Origin of the sequence: Tannerella sp., assembly GCF_030528505.1 — a bacterium.
Taxonomy (GTDB): Bacteria; Bacteroidota; Bacteroidia; order Bacteroidales; family Tannerellaceae; genus Tannerella.
The window spans coordinates 1-19,781 of the sequence record NZ_JAUMYS010000058.1 but is presented as its reverse complement, the minus strand read 5'-3'; the positions used below and the strand labels follow the sequence as shown (position 1 = coordinate 19,781).

Below are 19,781 nucleotides of genomic sequence, written 5' to 3'. Positions count from 1 at the left end.
TGACAATTAACAATTAACCATTGACAATTAAATTAGTGCAACTTGTGGTAAATCTGACTGCTGACCGCTAAACAAAAAACATCTGAACGTAGAAAAGACTGAATCTCCTATTGCGGTTCTTGGACTTCTACGTATTTTTGCATCAGGGAAATGTAATTAAAACGTAGAATAATGAACCGCTTTATTTTTATGACAGCTGTCCTGTTGACGGCCACCTTATGGGCGACGGCACAGTCGACCACCGCTCAAAAGTTCAAGGCAACGTACCGGAACACTAACCCGACAAACGAGATGCGTATTTTTGCCTACATCGCCGACCCCGACAGTAGTGGCACGAACATACGCCGCATACCGGGCGGAGAGGTGATTCAAACGATCCGCTTCGAGGAAGAAGATTTCAAAGCGTATGGCGTAGAAGTCCTTGAATCGTGGAACGGTTGGTTTCGTATCGCTCCCCAAATCGAAGAGTTGACGGCCGAAGAAGAAATGATTGTGTTGGACGGAAAAGAGGCGTGGATCCACGGATCGCTGCTGGCCAACGACACGCGCAACTATGGCGAGAACGCGCAACTGACCTTCTATACCCGTCCCGACACGAACAGTCCGGTGGCATTTACGATTGAGCAGGAGGAGCAGGTCACGTTTGTCGACGTCCGCGTCGGATGGTCTAAAGTCAAATACGTTTCGCCCGAGGGAAAAGCCTTCGTCGGGTGGGTACAAAACGAATGGCTGTGCTGGAATCCGCTCACGACGTGTCCGTAACGATGAAACCCCACGAAACACCGTCCGATGCAATGAAGGTGCTGTATCACTATGTGCATCAGCATCCGAAACGAGGTTATCGGCTTGTCTACGGCGACGGTCGCATAGTGAATGCCCGGTATCAGACTGTTCGGATGAAGCCTGACGAGAAAACTTCCGTTCCCGATATCTCTTTCGTATTTTTCGACCGGGAGAACGATCGGACCGTTGAGGTCGACCGCCATCACATGCCCGGAAGGATCAGCCAGAACGGCCGTGTCGTGATAGATCTGGGGCAGCCGGACACGTTTCCCGCGTATCGCCTGTTACCCAAGCATGGGCGGGATTATGCCGCTGTGGAGCAACTGACCGGCCTTTCGGACGACGAATTGGCTCCTCTTTGGCCTCGTCTACTCCAATGGTTTCGGTACGAAGACTGTCCGATCGTTCAAAACATGCTCGTCTTACTGTCAGCGCATCAAACCGAAGTGGAAACACATCTGGTCGCTGTCTTGGCGCCGGCGCAATCCGACACGGCATGGAAACGCCGGGTGATCGAAACATTACTCCCCGCTCTTGAGGACACCATCGGTTTAACGCTGATGGAGGCACTGTCCCGGCTGGCCGAAAGCCCGACACCGGAAGAAGCATCTGTATCGCTCGATCGTGTCGCCTGGAAGTGGTTGGATGACACGGCATAGGTTTCGCACCGCGATACCTCACTTTTCTTTAACCTAAATTACGCGATAGGCAGTTCGGCGTTTACCATTATTTAATTGTTAATTGTCAATGGTTCATTGTCATACCGGGTACATGATGCGGCGTGTACCATGCATAACAATTAACAATTAACCCTTAACAATTAATATATGTCAGGCTTACAGCCCTCCCAATGGGTGCTACCTTTTTTCCCAACGCTCCGCTTCGCTCCACATTGGGCTGAATTATTTCGCCCTTTCAGGGCTCTTTCAGCAATCAGCGGTCAGCATTCAGCACAGGACAGCCAACAAATCAACAACTAAACAAATAAACATCTCAACAATTCAACAACTCAGCATGTCAACGAATCAACACCTCAACCCCCGAAGAGCATACAAGGGCTGAAAGCCCGGATTATTTCAGCCCCATCCCGCAAGGGTGGGGGATTGACATCCAGACCTTGTTCGCAGGGCTGAAGGCCTGAATTAAATTCATTCTTAGTAGGCGAAGGTTAGAACGTATAACCGACCGTCAACAGCCCGTCGGACGTGGCAAATTCCACATCCTCGCGGTACTTGTAATGCGTGCGGCGGGAGTAGTAACTGTTCGAAAGGCTGACGTTCCACTTCTGAGAAGCGTAGTACGACAGTTTCAACGAGAAGACGCCGAGACGGGCGTGCCCGGCATCGCCCTGCATATTGATGTCTCGCACGTTAACCGTCGATAAGTCCAGCTCCGGATCGTATCCTTTCCATGTGTAAATGTGGTAGTGCTCCATGTTTATCATTAGTTCGATACGTTTTTTAAACGTCAATCCGGTATATGTTTTGACGCTGTAACCGCTGCCCAGATTGTAATCGCGATTGTCGACGAAGAAATAGTCGGTCAGACTTGCTCCGAGAGCGATACCGTTCAGGTAGAACTCATGTCGGAGATCGAAATAATGGTTCGGTAAGGCTTTTTTCTGATAGATCAGTCCTCCGCCGAGCGCGGCCGCTTCGGCGATACGGTACGGAGCAACGAGCTGCCCGTCGCGCGCTTTAATCCGCGAATTGTAGTAGTCGAAATGCTGAAATACTCCCGTCGATAACGAGCGCGCCCCCGATTCCCACACTTTTTTGCCCCAGAGGGCTGCGATGGCATTCACCTGCGTAAGAACAGGCTGGTTCGAAAACAAATCGAACGACGTATGAAAGCGAAAATATTCGTAGGGCGAATAGTAATCATCGTCAAACAGTTCGCCATAGGCAAGAAGCAGCCCAAGGTTGACGCTGAATTCTCCGTATCGTGAACGTTCCTGCTCGGAAAGGAAACGCACTCCGCTGTACAAGCTCAGATCGACGTCGACCGGTGCGCAAACATTGCCTTTGTAAGGCCGTATGCGCCAAGCCTCGCCCGACAGGAGGCGGTTGAAAGCCCGCATGGGCGAAGCGATTCCTCCCACGACTTCGCTCACCACACGCGGAAAGCCGGAGAGCCGACTGTCGAGAATCAAATCGGAGAGCCGAAACGTGATTTCACCCAGCTCTACTCCGCCGAACGTCGTGCAAAACAGATCGTTGACCGACGGCAGTTCGTTTTCCATAAAATATTCCCACATCAGGCTGCCTCCGAACGTGAACGGTACCGATTCCCAGAAACGCATCCCGTTCGATCGGGCGGAGTTAAAATAGAGCGATCCGTGATACGGGTGCGCAATCAGGTTGGTCGAAAACTGATCGGTATCCCAAACCGGCAAGGTGCCGAGGTTTGTTTTGATGGAACGTGCATTGATCCGCGCAAAGTCTTCGTCCATGATGAAATGGTTGAATCCCCATACAAGCATATTCAGTCCGAATACTTCGCCGGCTGCCAGAACCGGTTTTCGTGTAAGAACCGGAATCGTGTCCGTTGAAGGAATTTCGGCTACCGACAGGGAGTCGTTCGATAGGTCGAGCGCTTTCACCTGAGGTGCCATAAAGTATAAACATGCGGTTAGAATGAGTAAAAGTCGTTTCATTTCTGTTTGTTATCTAAAAAAACAGAAACAAAAATACAGGCAATTTTCCGATCTTCCAAGCCTTGCCGGCATAGTGCCGATGAAAAAAACGAAGACTCAACGGTGTGAAAAAACTTCGCTGAAAGTCAGCGGACATCATTCGTCACGAGCCGTACATGAGAAGAACGGGATTTCGCGTGTAGGGAAATAATACGTACTTTTGCGGCCAAAAAAAATAAGGATGCGGATGCGAATATCTGCATCAGGGGAAAAAAAGATGAAGCTATTTTTTTTGAGCCTCGCCAGCGGGAGCAGCGGAAACTGTTATTATGTAGGTACATCCGATTACGGTATTTTGATCGATGCCGGTATCGGTATCCGGACGATTAAAAAAGTGCTGAAAGACCGGGGCGTCGAATTTGAAAAGATCATGGGAGTGCTCGTTACGCACGACCATGCAGACCATATCAAGACGATCGGCTGTCTCGGCGAACGCTGTCACATCCCGATCTATGCTACCGAAGCCGTGCATGAGGGTATTGCCCGTAGCCGTTATGTGGAGGAAACATTGGTTCACTCGCGCCGCGTGATCGAGAAAGAAGTGCCGTTCATGATCCGTGATTTCCGCATCGAAGCCTTCGATGTGCCTCACGACAGCAGTGAAAACGTAGGTTATCTGATTACTTACGGCAATCATCGCCTGACGATTGCTACCGATGTGGGGCATATCACGGATACCATCAGCAAATACGTACGTATGGCCAATCATCTGGTGTTGGAAGCGAACTACGACGAAGAAATGTTACGTTTCGGAAATTATCCGGAATTTCTTAAAGAGCGTGTGGCAAGTCCGACCGGTCATCTGAGCAATCATCAGGCGGCTGAATTTTTGGTGACTCATTATACGCCGGCCTTGAAAAATATCTGGCTCTGCCACCTGAGCCGTGAAAACAATCATCCCGATTTGGCTTACAAGACGGTCGATATGCGTCTTTCGGCAGAAGGGATACGGGTGGGTAAAGATGTGCGTTTGACCACGCTCAAACGTATGACGCCTTCGCCGCTCTTCGAGTTAGACGACTTTTAAGCTGCTTACTCCAGCAAGTCGCGTATTTTCGCGTCGGCACGCAACTCGATTTCGGGCGTAATATTGTCTTTCAGATGCTTCATCAGGATGGCAATGACGGCCAAATCGTCCGTATAACCCAACCCGGCAATGAGGTCGGGAACGAGGTCGATCGGCAGGATAAAATAGCCTAAGGCACCCACAATGTATGCCTTATCGCGCAGCGGTACATGCTCGCTTTTCATCATATAATAGAGTAGAAGAACCGGGCGCAACACACTGGTACCGGCTTTTTGGGCAATGCGTCGTACTTTACGCCAAAAACGGTTGTCATCGTAATATTTACTGTACGATCCTGTTTCTTCAAGGCGTCGAATGGGCAGATTTTCGTTGTTCAATTCGTCCATTTCAGGCTGTTTTTGTTGTTTTGCAGAGGCAAAGGTAATACATTATTTCGGGAATCGTGCGGAAAAGGGGAAGAAAGATTTGCGGGATTCGGAAAAGATGTGTAATATTGAAGGCTTTTTTTGAGCATAGTCAGAAACATCATAAAAATATTGAACAAACATGGAAGTACACAGATTTCAAGGAGAATGGCCTAAGATTGGAATTCGTCCGACCATCGACGGACGAATGGGCGGAGTGCGCGAGTCGCTCGAAAAACAAACGATGGACATGGCAAAAAGTGTCGTTAAGCTACTGACGAAAACGCTGAAATATCCCGACGGGAAGCCGGTGGCGTGTGTGATTGCCGATTCAACCATCGGGCGCGTGACCGAGAGCGCAGCCTGTGCCGAAAAGTTCAGGCGAGAGAACGTGGCGGTGACGATTACCGTAACTCCCTGCTGGTGCTACGGCAGCGAAACGATGGACATGGATCCGCACACGGTGAAAGCCGTCTGGGGATTCAACGGAACGGAGCGTCCGGGAGCCGTTTATCTGGCGGCTGTGCTGGCGGCTCACGCGCAAAAAGGATTGCCGGCTTTCGGCATCTACGGACACGAGGTGCAGGACGCCGACGCGAAAGATATCCCGGCCGATGTGCGCGAAAAACTGCTGCGTTTTGCACGTGCGGGGATGGCCGTCGCTCTGATGCGCGGCAAGTCTTATCTGTCGATCGGCGCCGTATGCATGGGTATTGCCGGGTCGATCGTCGATCCCGATTTCTTCGAGAATTATCTCGGTATGCGTTGCGAAGGGGTCGATGAAGTTGAGATCATCCGTCGCATGGAAGACGGAATTTACGATAAGGACGAGTATAAGAAAGCGCTTGCGTGGGCAAAGAAAAATTGCAAGCAGGGCGAAGATATTATCAACCGCAAAGACTTGGCAAAGACTAAAGCGGAGCACGAAAAAGACTGGGAGTTTATCGTGAAGATGACCCTCATCGTACGTGACCTGATGGTCGGGAATCCCAAACTCAAAGCGCTTGGATTCGGCGAAGAAGCGCTCGGACATAACGCGATCGCCGCAGGTTTCCAGGGACAGCGCCAGTGGACGGACTTCTATCCGAACGGCGACTTTACCGAAGCGCTCCTCAACTCATCGTACGACTGGAGCGGCATTCGTGCTCCCTTCATACTCGCCACCGAGAACGATTCGCTCAATGGCGCAGCCATGTTGTTCGGCTATCTGCTGACGAATACGGCTCAGATCTTTGCCGATGTCAGAACGTACTGGAGTCCCGAAGCCGTATTGCGCGTTGCGGGTAAAAAACTGACCGGCAAAGCGGAAAAAGGGATCATCCACCTGATCAATTCCGGTGCGGCCACACTCGACGGTTCGGGCCAGCAAAGCGACAAAAAAGGCAAACCGGTGATGAAGCCGTTCTGGGAGATTACGAAAGACGAAGCGCAGGCCTGTCTCGACGCAACGACCTGGATGCCCGCTAACCGTGAATATTTCCGTGGCGGAGGGTATTCTTCGAAGTTTCTCACCAAGGGAGGAATGCCTTGCACGATGATGCGCCTGAACATCGTTAAAGGCGTTGGCCCCGTACTCCAACTGGCCGAAGGATGGACGGTAGACCTCGACGAAAAAACATTCCGAATCCTCGACGATCGGACCGACAAGGGCTGGCCGACAACGTGGTTCGCACCGCGGCTCACCGGCAAAGGTCCGTTCAAAGACGTCTACTCGGTAATGAACAACTGGGGGGCTAATCACGGAGCGATCAGTTACGGACATATCGGCGCCGATTTGATTACTCTGGCTTCGATGCTTCGAATACCTGTTTGCATGCATAATGTGGAAGAAGACGATATCTTCCGTCCGGCTTCGTGGAACGCCTTCGGGATGGATAAGGAAGGATCGGACTACCGGGCTTGCCGCACTTACGGTCCGCTTTACGGGAAATATTGAACGAAGCGCGAGACCATGAAGAAACAGTCGATCTTACATAAGGACGGGGTGAGTTATGTCATCCCGTTCGTTTTAATTACGTTTTGCTTCGCTCTCTGGGGCTTTGCCAACGATATTACCAACCCGATGGTCAAGGCGTTCTCGAAGATATTCCGCACCAGCGTGACCGAAGGAGCGCTTGTTCAGGTCGCATTCTACGGAGGCTATTTCGCGATGGCCTTTCCGGCAGCCATTTTCATCCGCAAATATTCATACAAAGCGGGTATCCTGATGGGGCTTGCGTTGTATGCCGCCGGCGCGTTCCTTTTTTTTCCGGCTAAAATGACCGGAAGCTATTACCCGTTTCTTATCGCTTATTTTATTCTCACCTGCGGACTCTCGTTCCTCGAAACGAGCGCCAATCCGTATATTCTCTCGATGGGAACGGAGGAGACGGCCACGCAGCGGCTCAATTTTGCCCAGTCGTTCAACCCGATCGGCTCGTTGATGGGCATGTTCGTGGCCATGACATTTATTCAGGCACGGTTAGACCCGATGGACACGGCACAACGCGCAATGCTCGACGATGCGCAGTTCGAAGCCCTCAAACAGTATGATCTCGGCGTGCTGATCACGCCTTATCTGGTTATCGGTGTCGTCATCCTCGCCATGTTTCTGTTGATTCGTTTCGTGAAGATGCCGAAGAATGCCGACCGGTCGCACACCATTGATTTTCTGCCGACGTTGCGACGCATCTTTTCACTCCCTCGCTATCGTGAGGGAGTGATTGCGCAGTTCTTTTATGTCGGTGTGCAGATCATGTGCTGGACGTTTATCATCCAGTACGGCACCCGCATCTTTATGGAACAGGGGATGGCCGAGAAAGATGCCGAAGTGTTGAGCCAGCAATACAACATTGCGGCGATGGTTATTTTCTGTTGCAGCCGTTTCGTCTGCACGTTTCTGTTGAGGTATCTCAATCCCGGGAAGTTGCTCATGATCCTGGCCGTTGCGGGTGGGGTACTGACGCTTGGCGTCATCGGATTCCGTGACATTTACGGGTTGTATTGTCTTGTCGGTGTATCGGCCTGTATGTCGCTGATGTTCCCGACCATTTACGGTATTGCCCTCAAAGGGCTGGGCGAAGATGCGAAGTTCGGAGCGGCCGGGCTGATCATGTCGATTCTTGGAGGGTCGGTGTTACCGCCCTTGCAGGCTGCCGTTATCGACTTGGGAACGGTTAAAGGTTTTCCGGCAGTTAACTTGTCGTTCGTTTTGCCGCTGTTTTGCTTTGTTGTGATTGCGGCGTACGGACTGCGTACGTTTCGTTCCAGCGAAGCTGTTTGATTACTTTTTAAGTTAATAGCAATGCGCATCGTAACAGTAGGTTGTTTCAATATCCCGGAGCCATTACAGTTGCGATGCGCATCTTTTTTTATGCGGTGTTTGTTGAAAAGATAGCATATAAACAAGAAAAATTTATACATTTGCCGCGTATATTGAAGTGAAGGATGTATTAAGAAACAGGAAGAATGGGGAAAAAGAAAGTGTTTGTCAGCGGATGTTATGACATGCTACACAGCGGCCATGTCGCTTTCTTCGAAGAGGCGGCCACGCATGGCGACTTGTATGTCGGCATCGGTTCAGACAAAACGATCCATGAACTGAAAGCACGCAAGACAATTCATACCGAAGACGAACGTCTGTACATGGTCAGCGCGTTGAAAAGTGTCAAAGAAGCATGGGTGAACAGCGGGAGCGGAGTACTCGATTTCGTGGAAGATATGAAGCGTTTGCAGCCCGATATTTTCTTTGTCAACAGCGACGGACATACGCCGGCTAAAGAACAGCTGTGCAGAGAACTGGGCATTCAATACATCGTCAGTCGACGGATTCCGCACGGCAGCTTACCCGTTCGTTCTACAACAGCGCTGCGCAAAGAGTGCCTGATTCCTTATCGGCTCGATCTGGCCGGAGGGTGGCTCGATCAGCCTTACGTCAGTAAGTATTGTCCCGGTGCAGTCTTAACGATAAGCATCGAGCCGGACTACGAATTCAACGATCGTAGCGGGATGTCTACCAGTTCGCGAAAGAAAGCCGTCGAATTATGGCAGACGGATATTCCCGAAGGAGATAAAGAAAAGCTGGCACGTACGTTATTTTGTTTCGAGAATCCACCCGGGACGAAATACGTCAGCGGTTCTCAAGATTCGCTGGGCATTGTATTTCCGGGCTTGAACCGCTTCTACTACGACGGCGATTACTGGCCGGAGTCGATCGAATCGATCACCGATAGCGAGCTGCTCGAATGGATCGAACAGCGTCTGTGGCTCGTCCCTCTGTCTCCGCGTCATGCCGAATACGACGTACTTGCCAACACGCTCATCAACGAAGCCGATGCGAAGCGCCTGAGTCATGCGGCCGAAGCATGTTGGCACGCCCTGAAGTCAAAAGATGTAAGCGCTTGGGGCAAGGCTTCGTCGGAAAGCTTTGATGCGCAGGTTGCCATGTTCCCGAACATGATTGTTCCGGAAGTGTTAATGGCATTAGAATCATATAAATCGAGTGTGTTGGGATGGAAAATAAGCGGCGCGGGCGGAGGTGGATATCTGGTCCTCATCAGTGAGCAGCCGGTCGAAAATGCCATTCAAATACGTATCAGAAGAGGATAACAAGATGAAAGGAATTGTGTTAGCCGGAGGTTCAGGGACACGCTTGTACCCCATTACGAAAGGGATATCGAAACAGATGATCCCGATATACGACAAGCCGATGATATATTATCCGATATCGGTGCTTATGCTGGCCGGTATACGGGATATTTTGATAATCTCTACGCCTCAGGATTTACCCGGCTTCCGGCGGCTTTTGGGCGACGGATCGGACTGGGGGATTCGCTTCGAATATGCCGAACAGCCTTCGCCCGACGGATTGGCGCAGGCATTTATCATTGGGGCGGACTTTATCGGCAAAGACAATGTTTGCCTTATCTTAGGCGACAATATATTCTACGGTCAAAGTTTTACACAAATGTTAAAAACCGCAGTTTTTAACGTTTGCGAAGAACAAAACGCAACCGTTTTCGGTTATTACGTAAACGATCCCGAGCGATATGGCGTAGCGACGTTCGATAAGCAAGGGAACGTCTTGAGCATTGAAGAAAAGCCGGAACATCCGCAGTCGAACTATGCCGTTGTCGGACTTTATTTCTATCCGAACGAAGTTGTAGAAATAGCCCGAAGCGTTAAACCGTCGGCGCGTGGAGAGCTGGAGATTACTTCAGTGAATCGGGCCTTTTTGGAATGCGGCCGCTTGAAAGTCGAACTTCTCGGACGCGGATTCGCATGGCTGGACACCGGTACGCATGCTTCTTTGACCGAAGCTTCCACCTTTGTGGAGGTGATTGAGCGGCGACAGGGACTGAAGATTGCCTGTGTGGAAGAAATTGCTTACCGTCAGGGTTGGATCAGTGCGGATCAATTGAAAAAAAATGCGGAACCGATGATGAAAAATCCGTATGGAGAGTATCTGATGAAATTGTGGATGGAAGGGCAGAACAGTCGGTAGAAGGTAAAATAAGATTGCTGATAAAGAATGAAATGATCAAAGGATAGGGCTCTTCGGAGATGCATGTAAAAAAGGAGAGGAGATGGTGTTGGAAAAAATTCAGAACAAAATACATATTTTATTTGTTTAGAAGAAAAAAAGAATTACCTTTGCTGCGAAATGCGCGTTAGCAAACGTGATGAAAATGAAATATAATATTGATGATTCAAGAGTGAAGAATAGGTTATTGTTTAATAAAAAATGAATAGATTTATGAAGACTAAGGTATTACTTTTAGCGATGTTATTCGGTGCTTTGTCTGTATCTGCGCAGCAATATCAGCCGCAGGTAGGCTTCAGCACGGAAAACGGTTCGAAAACGAACTTTAAGAAAAACAAGGCAACAGATAACATGTTTATCTCGTTGGCCGGAGGTGCGAACATTCTGTTTGGAGATTTGAACGGCAATGCCGACTTTGCCGATCGTATCGCCCCGTCGGGAGCAATCTCTATCGGTAAGTGGTATAATCCGTACATGGCATTCCGTTTGCAGGTGAATGGCGGTAAGATGAAAAATTACAGCTATGTAAAGAACAATTACAAGAGCGACAATGCTCAAGATTTCTGGTGGATCAATCCGCATGTAGATATCATGTGGGACGTGACCAACTTCTGGGCGCCTTACAAAGAATCGAAAGTGTTCCGCTTTATTCCGTTTGTAGGTTTGGGGTATGCTTTGCGTCCCGGCTATACAGATAAAAACAGCAACAGCTTCCCGAGAGCCGAATCGGCTTCGATCAACGGTGGTGTTCAATTTATGTTCCGTCTGGGCAAACGCGTAGACTTGTTCCTCGAAGGACAATATACGTTGCTGGGTGAGCACTGGAATTGGGATTCTCACGCACGTCCCCGCTACGATCGTCCGGTACAGGCGATGCTGGGTTTGAACTTCAACCTCGGAAGAAAAGAATTTGAGGTAATCGAGCCGATGGATTACGATTTGCTGAACGACCTGAATTCTCAGATCAACGCATTGCGTGCTGAAAATGCAGAATTGAGCAAACGTCCGGAATTCTGTCCGGAATGTCCGAAGTGCCCGGAAGTGAAAGAACCGCGTGAAAATCTGCAAAACGTAGTTTACTTCCGTCTGAACAGCGCAAGAATTGACAGACATCAGGAAGTAAGCATCTTCAACACGGCTGAATACGCGAAGAAACACAGCTTGCCGATCAAGTTGGTAGGTTATGCAGACAGAAAGACGGGTAATCCGGACTACAACAAAGGCATTTCTGAAAGACGTGCAAGAGCGGTTGCTAAACAACTTATCGACAAATACGGTATCTCTTCCGATAACATCTCTATCGAGTGGATGGGTGATACGGTTCAGCCGTATGCTGAAAATGCTTGGAACCGTGTGGTTATCATGAATACGGATGATAAATAATCAATCTTGATTATAACGAAAAAGGAGGGTGTGTCAAAACGCAATGTTTGGGCACACCCTCTTTAGGTGTGTAAGAAAGGGTGAAATGCAAGGCGCTAAGGATGAGGGCGAGGGAGCATACTAACGTATGTGACTGAGCTCGCATTCCGCAAGCAACGAAGCAGTTCGCCCGTTATGACACACCGCCTTTTTTTTATCTTTATATTTTCGTAGCTTTGTGACCGTATAAACATGGTATGTTTCCGATTGAAAAGATAATCTCTTCTTATAGAACCATGCTGCTGTTACTCGCTCTCTATGCAGTGGGACTCTCGGCAGCTACTTTCATCGAGAAAGCACAAGGTTCGACATTGGCCAAAGTACTGATCTACTATTCTCCTTTATTCTTTCTGCTTCAGCTCTCACTGATCGCCAACTTTATCGCCATTATACGACGGCGTCAGTTTTTAAAGAGAAAGCGTTGGGGCATGTTACTTCTTCACTTTTCATGGGTCGTCATTCTGTTAGGAGCCCTTATTTCGCATCTGTTCGGTATAGAAGGAACGATTCATCTGAGAGAAGGAGAAAAGAAGAGCCACATGCTTATCCGCTCCAATCACGGACAACGGATGTCGGCCTTGCCCTTCGAGATCGAGCTGGAACGATTTACCTTGACACGCTACCCCGGCTCCGCGAGCCCTTCGTCGTACGAGAGCAATCTGCTCGTTTATGTCGATGGGCAGGTGCTCAAGGAACGGGTTTTTATGAATAACGTACTTGATTTGAAAGGCTATCGCTTTTTTCAGGCGTCGTTCGATCCCGATGAAGGAGGTACGATTCTTTCTGTCAACAAAGACGTGGCAGGGCGTAATGTGACGTATGCAGGCTATCTGCTACTCATGGCCGGGTTTATCGGGTGTATCGCGGGACGAAACAGCCGCTTGCGCCGGTTGATCGGTCAGATGAAGAATTATACGGCGGTATTTCTCCTCCTTCTTCTCTGCATGTTTCCTGCTGCTGTTCGGGGAATGCCGGATCGGGCCGCGATGAAGGAGGCGGTCTTGCAAATCCATATTCCGGACGAGCACCTCGCGCAGTTCGGATCGCTTCCGGTACAGTCAATGAACGGACGGATGATTCCGGTCAATACGTTCTCATCCGAGATATTGCGCAAATTGCATAAAAACAATACCATCGGCGGCTTACGTCCCGATCACTTTCTGTTAAGTCTGCTGGCCATGCCGGAGATGTGGATGCATGTACCTTTTATTGCATTGCCTGATAATGAGCTGGCCGAATATTATGATCTGACGAAAAGCGCATGTGCCTATGCCGAGTTGTTCCATCGGGATGGCGCGTATAAGTTGCAGGCACGATTGGAAGAAGCCTACCGGAAAGTGCCGACACAGCGATCGGGCTTCGATAAGGATGTCATCAAGTTGGACGAACAGGTCAATATCTTTCATCAGGTGGCTAACGGACAGCTGCTCCGTATTTTTCCGCATGAGACGGATACGAACAGTCGCTGGTATGCTCCGGGAGAGGACTTGTCGGTTTACGCCGGAGAAGATTCGGTGTTTGTTTCGCGTAGTTTCGTAACGTATCTGTCGGAGGTGAGGCGGGCATTGAAGTCGGGCGATTGGAGCAAAGCCGACGATGCGCTGCGGAACATCAAGGAATATCAGGAAAAAAAGAACCGTACGGTCTACATCGATACGGACCGCATCCGTTTGGAATTGCTGTATAATAAACTGGAGGTCTTTCGCTGGTGTAAGATCGGCTATTTATCGTTCGGCGGGATGATGCTCTTGCTTTCGTTTGTTTTATTTTTCAGGGAGGATCGCCGGATTCGCCGTCTGCTGGGCTTGCTCGGAGTCTGTGTGGGAGCAGTCTTTGTGTTTCACCTGCTCGGCATGGGGCTTCGTTGGCTTATCGGAGGGTATGCCCCATGGAGCAATTCGTATGAGACGATGGTGTATGTGGCATGGGCTACCGTATGTGCCGGCTTTTTATTTATGCGCCGCAGCCGGATCACTTTCGCATTGGCTACCCTGTTCGCCGGCGTGATTCTGTTCGTCTCGGGACTGAACTGGATGGATCCGCAAATCAATCCGTTAGTCCCTGTCTTGAAGTCGCCGTGGCTGATGTTTCACGTAGCCGTTCTGATGGTGGCATACGGTTTCTTCGGCATCTCCTGCCTGATCGGCATCACGAATCTGTTGATGATGACTGTGCTCAGTAAGGTGCGGTTAAAGCATTATGCGGCTTCCTTTCGGGAGCTTGCCGTGATCAACGAAATCGCCTTACTCGCGGGACTGATGTTGATGACGGTCGGAACGTTTATGGGTGCCGTATGGGCCAATGAATCGTGGGGACGTTACTGGGGATGGGACCCGAAAGAGACTTGGGCGTTGATAACGATCGTTGTCTATACGATGGTGACCCACCTCCATTTACTCCCTCGATGGTACAACCTTTGGTCGTTGAATCTCTGCTCGGTCATGGCTTTCGCTTCGGTGTTGATGACGTATTTCGGGGTGAACTATTTCCTGAGCGGTATGCATTCGTACGGACAAAACGACAGCATTCAAGGCGTCTTTATCTATTTGTATCTTATCGCCGGCGTCGTCGCAGTGCTGGCTGTTACGGCACGAAAAGGCCGTTTTTTGAAGATGAATCATATAAAACATAACACTAATGAAACATAAAATGAATCGTATCTGGCAGATCGCGCTGCTCTTTGTACTGGGACTTATCCATGGATCGGCACAAAGCGAAACCTTGACGACGCTGAAAGGAATCGCTCCGATCGAAGTAGAAAAACCTTTTGCCGTCGACACGGCCGACCGAAAAGGCAACTCGTTTGATCATGAAAAGTTATTGAAACAGCATCTTACCGTGCCGGAACAGGCGGCCTTTACGCGAACGTACGAAGCCGATACGGCCGGGCTGTTTCACGTCGCCGCCTCGGGTGCGGGAAAACCGTTCGTGCAGCTATTCTCTTTCTTCGTACACGGAAAGGCGTACGGAAAGGTGAAAGTGAAGGTCGCTACTCCTGCGTTGGCGGAGCTGTTTGTAAACGGTCAATCGGTTTCGACGAAAACGACGGTCGAAGAGTCGCAAACTCAGGCGAAGGAGTTATCGGCCACGCTCGCCCCGTATCCGCAGGCCGCGCGTGTGGTGGTTAAGTTATTGTCTACTGCGGGCACAAACGAGGGGACGACATTGAAAATATCGCTCGAAAACGATGCGAAAAGTACGGCCGTATGGTCGGTTTCGCATGACTCGAAACGCCGGATTGTGCTCGATGATGTCATTAAGGGCAAACGTGTGAGCGGAACGTCGGTCTCTCCGCAAGGAAATTATGTGCTGATTTCGTATACCGATTCGTACGGAAAGAAATCATCGCACTCGACAGAGTTGTACCATGTCTCAACCGGCCGACGGGTGACGATCGATATCGACCGTCAAAAGCGCGGTCTGGCATGGATGCCGAAAACGGAACGTCTGTTTTACCTTTCGAAAGCCGGCGACCGGACGCATCTCGTAACCATCCGCCCGGAAACGCTCGAAGAGAGCGTGCTGGCGGAAAATATTCCGGACGAGTCGTTTCGGTTCTCGCAGGATGAGAAGGCATTGTTCTATACGAAAGCCGACGATGCGAAAAAAACGCCGGAGAATGTTTTCCGGATGCATACCCTGATGGAACGCGACGGCAGTCAACCGTCTCATGCTTTTATCTACCGCTACGACCTGAAAACAGGGCTGACGCGACAACTTACTTTCGGGGCGCAAAGTACGCATCTGAACGATGTGAGCCGTGACGGTCGGTACATTTTGTTTTCGACGATGGAAGAAACCATTACGGAGCAACCTTTCCGCAAAACGTCCCTGTTCCGCCTCAATATCGAAACGATGCGTGTGGATACGCTGTGGTGGAAAGACAGTTATGCCGCGCATGCGGAATTTTCGCCTGACGGAAAGCAACTGCTGATCTTCGGCGGCCCGGAGTCGTTCGGGAAAATCGGGCTGAATGTAGCCGAGGGACAGATCGCCAACAGTTACGATACGCAGGCCTTTCTGATGGACTTGTCGACAAAGAAGATCGAGCCGATCACGAAAGATTTTAATCCCAACATCATGCGGGGACGCTGGAGCGCGGACAACCGGACGATTTACTTTCAGGTCGGAGATCAGGATCGTGTTTGCTTATATGCGTATCATTTGAAAACGAAAAAGTTTTCGCGTCTGCCTTCGGAAGAAGAGGTTGTCCGCGGTTTTGAGATGTCGGAAAACGCCTCTTTACTGACTTATTTCGGCGTAAGCCTTTCGAACTCCACACGTGCCTATATATATAATGTAAGGACGGGAAGAACGACGCGGATTGCCGATCCTTACGCCAAGTACTTGTCGCAACTCACGTTGGGCGAAGTAAAGGACTGGGATTTCATCAATTCCGATGGTACGGAAATCAAAGGATATTACTGTCTGCCGCCCGATTTCGACGCGACGAAAAAATATCCGATGATTGTCTATTATTACGGAGGAACGGCCCCTGTCGAGCGTCGTTTCGAGAGTCATTACCCGATGCACGTTTATGCGGCGATGGGATATGTGGTGTATATCCTTCAGCCGAGCGGCTCCATCGGTTTCGGCCAGCGGTTCTCGGCCTTGCACGTCAATACGTGGGGGCAACGCTCGTCGGACGATATCATCGAAGGGACGAAGCAGTTTATCGCCGAGCATTCTTTTGTCGATTCGACGAAGGTGGGCTGTATGGGTGCGTCGTACGGAGGGTTTATGACGATGTATCTGCAGACGCGCACGGATATGTTTGCCGCCGCCGTATCGCACGCGGGTATCAGCTCCATCAGCAGTTACTGGGGCGAAGGCTATTGGGGGTATTCGTACAGTACGGCAGCCAGCGCCGGCAGTTATCCGTGGAACAACCGGCAGTTGTATGTAGACCAGAGTCCCTTGTTCCATGCCGACAAGATCAAGACACCGATCTTGCTCGTTCATGGCACGGCCGATACGAACGTGCCGCCGGGAGAAAGTATCCAGATGTACACCGCCCTGAAGATTTTAGGCAAGCCCGCCGAACTCCTCCAAATCAAAGGAGAAAATCATCATATCCTCGACTATGATAAACGACACAAATGGAGCGAATCGATTTGTGCGTGGTTCGATAAATGGTTGAAGGGAGACGCTTCGTGGTGGAACGATCTCTATCAGGATTGAATTGGGGATGGAGAATGAGTAGAATTAGATAGCAATGTTTTATTTATAAATGGTATGGTATGAAAATCAATCTTACGGTCAGCACCATCAGCCGGATGAAAACGATCGCTCTGACAGCGCTGTTTTTCCTGATGCTGTCGGGGTGTTCCTCTTATTTCAGGACTTCGACCCGATTCCGGAACGAAGACATCAAGCTGGGGGTTAGCAAAGCGTTTATTTTGGAAAAATACGGTCAGCCTTTTAACGAAGAACTGTACACCGAAGATGGCGATACGATTGAAGTGTTGTGCTACAAAGAAGGTCTTTATGCGCACCGGAATGAGCACATGGTAAGCACGTTTTTCGTTTTCAGAAATGGGAAACTTGTCAAGAAAGAACAGACGGAAGAATTAGTTAAACGTAATAATAATAATGATTGAAATGAGACAAACAAAGATTCTGCACAGAATGAAAACGGCCGGCGCGTGGGGCTTCCTGATGCTCGCCATCGTGGTAACGGCCTGCAAGCGCAGCGGCGGAGAGGAGGGCGGTCAGCCTTCGTCCATACAAAACCTCACACAGTATGTCGATCCGTACATCGGGACGGGCGATCATGGGCATGTGTTCGTCGGGGCTAACGTTCCGTTCGGGCTCGTACAGGTAGGGCCGACGAATTACAGTCAGGGGTGGGACTGGTGTTCCGGCTATCATATCACGGACTCGACGATCATCGGGTTCGGACAGATGCACCTGAGCGGGACGGGGATCGGCGACCTCGGCGATATTTCGTTGATGCCGGCCGTCGGCGAGGTGAAACTGACACGCGGCGACCTGAGCGATCCCGCTTCGGGGATTTATTCGCTCTTCAGCCGATCGACGGAGAAGGTTCGCCCCGGTTATTACGCCGTGCGTCTCGATCGCTTCGGCATCGATGTGGAGCTGACGGCCACGAAGCGCGTCGGGTTTCATAAGTTCACCTTCCCGAAATCGGCCGATGCCCAAGTGATTTTCGACCTTGAGCACGGCATCGGGTGGGATCGCCCGGTCGATGGGGTCGTCATGCAAGAAAATGATACGACCGTATCGGGGTATCGTTGCTCGCAGGGATGGGCTCACGATCAGCGCATCTATTTCACGGCCGTGTTCTCGAAGCCGATCAAAAGCTTCCGGCAGGAGCGGAGAGAGCTGAAAGAAGGTGCGTCGGCAGCGTACGGACTGGCGTTCTTCGAGACGGAAGACAACGAGACGGTCTACGTGAAAGTAGCGCTTTCGCCCGTGAGCGCCGAGAATGCGAAGATGAACCTGCAAGCCGAGCTGCCGGGCTGGGATTTCGAAGGGACAGTGGCTCAGGCCGACAAGGCGTGGAACGAGGAGCTGAACAAGGTGGTGGTCGATGCCGACGAACGCACGAAGCGCATCTTCTACACCGCGCTCTATCATACGATGATTGCTCCGTCGGAGTTCTGCGATGTCAACAAGGATTATTTCGGGACGGACAAGACCGTGCACCATCAGGCCGGATTTACGAACTATACGACCTTCTCGCTGTGGGATACATACCGTGCGGCACATCCGCTGATGACGCTGATTCACCCCGAGAAAATGCCGGACATCGTCCGCACCATGCTGGCGATTTATCAGGAGCAGGGCAAACTGCCCGTCTGGCATCTGATGGCGAACGAAACGGATTGCATGGTCGGTAATCCGGGAATCTGCGTAGTGGCCGATGCCGTGCTGAAAGGGTTTGGCGGATTCGATAAGGAGCTGGCGTTCGAGGCGATGAAGACTTCGGCGATGCTCGATGAAAGAGGCCAGGGCTATATGAAAGAATACGGTTACATCCCCTTCGATAAGGAAGTGGAGTCGGTGGCCAAAACGATGGAGTACGCGATTGCGAACTGGAGCGTGGCGCAAGTAGCCAAACAGATGGGGAAGGAAGAAGATGCCGAGTATTTCACGAAGCTGAGCAAGGCTTATGCGCATTATTTCGACCCGTCGACCGGGTTTATGCGCGGGAAAGACTCGAAGGGAAATTTCCGCACGCCGTTCGATCCGTTCCACTCCGTGCATCGCGAGAACGATTATACCGAGGGAACGGCATGGCAATACACGTGGCTCGTACCGCACGATGTGGAAGGACTGGTCGCGCTGTTCGGCAGTCGCGAAGCCTTTGAGCAGAAGCTCGATTCGCTCTTCATCGTCTCCGGCGATATGGGCGCGGACGCCTCGCCCGACATCAGCGGACTGATCGGCCAGTATGCGCACGGCAACGAGCCGAGCCATCACGTGCTCTACCTCTATTCCTGCATCGGTAAGCCCGCCAAAACGGCCGAGAAAGTGCGTTTCGTACTCGACAGTCTTTATTCCGACCGTCCCGCAGGGCTTTGCGGCAACGAGGATGTCGGTCAGATGTCGGCCTGGTACGTCCTGTCGGCGCTCGGCATGTATCAGGTGGAACCTGCCGGCGGACGTTACTACTTCGGCAGCCCCGTGGTGAACGAAGCCACGCTGCAAGTAGGCGACGGCAAGACGTTCCGGATCGTCGCCAAGAACAACAGCGCGGCGAATAAATACATCCGATCGGTTACGCTGAACGGCGCTCCGTATGATAAACATTATATCGACTTCGCCGCGATAACGGCCGGCGGAGTGCTGGAGTTTACGATGGGAGCCGACCCGGCTGAGCGATAACCGGCCGAGGGAATATCGAAAAAAGCAGAGGCTGCTTCGACTCGTTTATCGAGGAGGGGCAGCCTCTGTTCGTACACT

At 50.8% G+C, this 19,781-nt stretch carries 14 protein-coding genes; 12 read left to right on the top strand and 2 right to left on the bottom strand.

Annotated features, from left to right (window positions below; genetic code table 11):
- Positions 1–171 precede the first annotated feature (171 nt).
- On the top strand, positions 172–762 hold the full coding sequence (locus Q4A89_RS09355; protein ID WP_303185111.1) for an SH3 domain-containing protein: 591 nt from the start codon (positions 172–174) through the stop codon (positions 760–762).
- Complete coding sequence (locus Q4A89_RS09350) at positions 726–1,442, top strand: DUF5071 domain-containing protein (protein ID WP_303185109.1); 717 nt, start codon at positions 726–728, stop codon at positions 1,440–1,442. The genes Q4A89_RS09355 and Q4A89_RS09350 overlap by 37 nt, the downstream gene beginning before the upstream one ends.
- A gap of 509 nt (positions 1,443–1,951) precedes the next feature.
- Here Q4A89_RS09350 and Q4A89_RS09345 read toward each other — a convergent pair.
- On the bottom strand, positions 1,952–3,439 hold the full coding sequence (locus Q4A89_RS09345) for a DUF3943 domain-containing protein (RefSeq protein WP_303185108.1): 1,488 nt from the start codon (positions 3,437–3,439) through the stop codon (positions 1,952–1,954).
- 256 nt (positions 3,440–3,695) lie between these two features.
- Between Q4A89_RS09345 and Q4A89_RS09340 the strand changes: the two genes are divergently transcribed.
- A complete protein-coding gene (locus tag Q4A89_RS09340) occupies positions 3,696–4,505 on the top strand; it encodes an MBL fold metallo-hydrolase (protein ID WP_303185106.1) in 810 nt (269 codons plus the stop codon).
- A gap of 5 nt (positions 4,506–4,510) precedes the next feature.
- On the opposite strand, the gene Q4A89_RS09335 is transcribed toward Q4A89_RS09340, so the two are convergent.
- Complete coding sequence (locus Q4A89_RS09335; RefSeq protein ID WP_124750362.1) at positions 4,511–4,891, bottom strand: YkvA family protein; 381 nt, start codon at positions 4,889–4,891, stop codon at positions 4,511–4,513.
- Positions 4,892–5,051: 160 nt separating this feature from the next.
- Between Q4A89_RS09335 and Q4A89_RS09330 the strand changes: the two genes are divergently transcribed.
- The 9 genes from Q4A89_RS09330 to Q4A89_RS09290 all read left to right on the top strand — a co-directional run bounded on the left by Q4A89_RS09330 (position 5,052) and on the right by Q4A89_RS09290 (position 19,703).
- Positions 5,052–6,845: an L-fucose isomerase gene (locus Q4A89_RS09330; RefSeq protein ID WP_303185104.1), complete on the top strand. Its 1,794-nt coding sequence runs from the start codon at positions 5,052–5,054 to the stop codon at positions 6,843–6,845.
- A gap of 15 nt (positions 6,846–6,860) precedes the next feature.
- A complete protein-coding gene (gene fucP / locus Q4A89_RS09325) occupies positions 6,861–8,171 on the top strand; it encodes an L-fucose:H+ symporter permease (RefSeq protein WP_303185102.1) in 1,311 nt (436 codons plus the stop codon).
- A gap of 185 nt (positions 8,172–8,356) precedes the next feature.
- Positions 8,357–9,496, top strand: coding sequence for an adenylyltransferase/cytidyltransferase family protein (locus tag Q4A89_RS09320; protein ID WP_303185100.1), 1,140 nt, complete (start codon positions 8,357–8,359; stop codon positions 9,494–9,496).
- A gap of 4 nt (positions 9,497–9,500) precedes the next feature.
- The gene (gene rfbA / locus Q4A89_RS09315; RefSeq protein WP_303185099.1) at positions 9,501–10,391 is read left to right on the top strand and encodes a glucose-1-phosphate thymidylyltransferase RfbA; all 891 of its coding nucleotides are present in this window, start codon (positions 9,501–9,503) and stop codon (positions 10,389–10,391) included.
- Positions 10,392–10,643: 252 nt separating this feature from the next.
- Complete coding sequence (locus Q4A89_RS09310; protein WP_303185098.1) at positions 10,644–11,813, top strand: OmpA family protein; 1,170 nt, start codon at positions 10,644–10,646, stop codon at positions 11,811–11,813.
- 236 nt (positions 11,814–12,049) lie between these two features.
- Positions 12,050–14,500 (top strand): cytochrome c biogenesis protein CcsA, encoded by a 2,451-nt coding sequence (ccsA, locus tag Q4A89_RS09305; RefSeq protein WP_303185097.1) that lies wholly within the window; start codon positions 12,050–12,052, stop codon positions 14,498–14,500.
- Positions 14,490–17,033: a S9 family peptidase gene (locus Q4A89_RS09300; protein ID WP_303185096.1), complete on the top strand. Its 2,544-nt coding sequence runs from the start codon at positions 14,490–14,492 to the stop codon at positions 17,031–17,033. Before ccsA ends, Q4A89_RS09300 begins: the two co-directional genes overlap by 11 nt.
- Positions 17,034–17,092: 59 nt before the next feature.
- The gene (locus Q4A89_RS09295; RefSeq protein WP_303185095.1) at positions 17,093–17,452 is read left to right on the top strand and encodes a hypothetical protein; all 360 of its coding nucleotides are present in this window, start codon (positions 17,093–17,095) and stop codon (positions 17,450–17,452) included.
- Positions 17,445–19,703, top strand: a complete 2,259-nt coding sequence (locus tag Q4A89_RS09290; RefSeq protein ID WP_303185094.1) for a GH92 family glycosyl hydrolase — start codon at positions 17,445–17,447, stop codon at positions 19,701–19,703. Before Q4A89_RS09295 ends, Q4A89_RS09290 begins: the two co-directional genes overlap by 8 nt.
- Positions 19,704–19,781 lie beyond the last annotated feature (78 nt).